This is a genomic window from Pedobacter psychrodurus (assembly GCF_032678585.1).
Taxonomy (GTDB): Bacteria; Bacteroidota; Bacteroidia; order Sphingobacteriales; family Sphingobacteriaceae; genus Pedobacter; species Pedobacter psychrodurus_A.
Map to the genome: position 1 here is coordinate 1 of NZ_JAVTSN010000116.1, position 1,669 is coordinate 1,669.

Genomic DNA, 1,669 nt, shown 5'->3' on the forward strand with positions numbered 1-1,669 from the left:
TTTTAAAGGTGTACCATAACGGCTTTTAAAATGCTTCTTAAACAACAAAAAATCCAGTTTAGCGAATTTTCCCGGCTCTACGATCTGATTGTCCCTAAGGAGAATCTACTGCGCAAGATTAACGAACTTATAGATTTTAGCTTCATCTATAAGGAGCTTTTGGATAAATATTGCCAGGACAATGGGCGTGTGGCAGAGAGTCCTGTGCGTATGTTCAAATATCTGCTTTTGAAAACGATATTTACCGTTTCGGATGTTGATGTTGTTGAGCGTTCCCGGTATGATATGTCTTTTAAATACTTTTTAGAGATGTCCCCTGAAGAGGATGTGATCAATCCCAGTTCACTGACCAAGTTCCGGAAGCTTAGGCTGAAGGATATGGACCTGCTCAATTTACTTATTGGTAAAACCGTTTCTTTGGCTCTTGAAAAAGGTATTATCAAATCCAAATCTATCATTGTTGACGCGACGCATTCACTTTCCAGATCCAACCCGTATTCAGCTCTTGAGGTACTTAGGCAACGTTCGAAGTTGCTGCGCAAGGCAGTGTATCTGATGGATGATGATTTCAGGAGTCAAATGCCGGAGAAAAACGGTTCAAACGATATCCTAAAGGAAATTGAATACTGCAGGGAATTGCAAAAACTTATCGAGTCTGATCAGACATTAAGCGAGATACCAGCTGTAAAAGAGAAACTCAATCTTTTGAAAGAGACTGTAGAAGATACTCAGGAGAATTATACCCTATCCAGGGATATCGATGCGAGGGTGGGACACAAAACAGCTGACAGCAGTTTTTTTGGTTACAAAACCCATCTGGCAATGACTGAGGAACGAATCATTACCGCCGCGGTGGTAACTTCAGGAGAAAAAGGTGACGGTCCGGAGTTGCCAAATCTTTTGAAGATGAGCCAGGAGAATGGAATAGCAGTTGAAACAATAATTGGCGATTCAGCTTATTCCGGTAAGGAAAATCTAAGACTTAAAGGTGAGAATGATAAGAACATCAAAATCGTAGCAAAGCTGAACCCCTCGATAACACAGGGCTTTAGAAAAGACGAGGACAGGTTCGATTATAATAAGGATGCAGACATGTTTGTTTGCCCCGCGGGACATCTGGCTATTAGAAAAGCAAGGCAGGGGAAAAAAGAGGATGGGATCAATCAGGTAGATACTTATTATTTTGATGTTGAAAAATGCAAGGTTTGCCCATTGAGGGAAAATTGCTACAAGCCTGGCGCAAAAACTAAAAGCTATTCGGTATCCATAAAATCAGACTTGCACAAGGAGCAAATGATCTTTCAGGAGACTGAATATTACAAGGACCAAGCCCGACACCGCTACAAGATTGAAGCCAAAAACAGCGAGTTAAAAAACGTTCACGGATATGGACGGGCAATAGCCTATGGAATAGATGGAATGGAAATGCAGGGGGCACTTGCTATTTTCACTGTAAACCTGAAAAGAATCATCAAACTAGCTATCTAGAAGCCAAAATAGCGTCAAATAAAGATCCAAAGCTTCATATCCCCATATCAGCACACAAAAGCAAACTCCCAGACTAGAAAACAAAACCCCTTAAATAAAAAATCGATCAAGTGAAAACATGTTTCACCTGATCGATTTTCAAAGTTAACCAACTAAAGGAGGTAACTTTTTCAGTGCCCTC

At 40.7% G+C, this 1,669-nt stretch carries 1 protein-coding gene; it reads left to right on the forward strand.

Translation table 11 applies throughout. From position 1 onward, the window contains the following. Positions 1-30: 30 nt before the first annotated feature. The gene (locus R2S57_RS30270) at positions 31-1,488 is read left to right on the forward strand and encodes an IS1182 family transposase (RefSeq protein WP_316848639.1); all 1,458 of its coding nucleotides are present in this window, start codon (positions 31-33) and stop codon (positions 1,486-1,488) included. Positions 1,489-1,669: the final 181 nt, after the last annotated feature.

What these genes read in the sequence shown, in the direction of transcription:
- R2S57_RS30270 (WP_316848639.1), top strand. Translation starts at nt 31, where the DNA reads ATGCTTCTTAAACAACAAAAAATCCAGTTTAGCGAATTTTCCCGGCTC.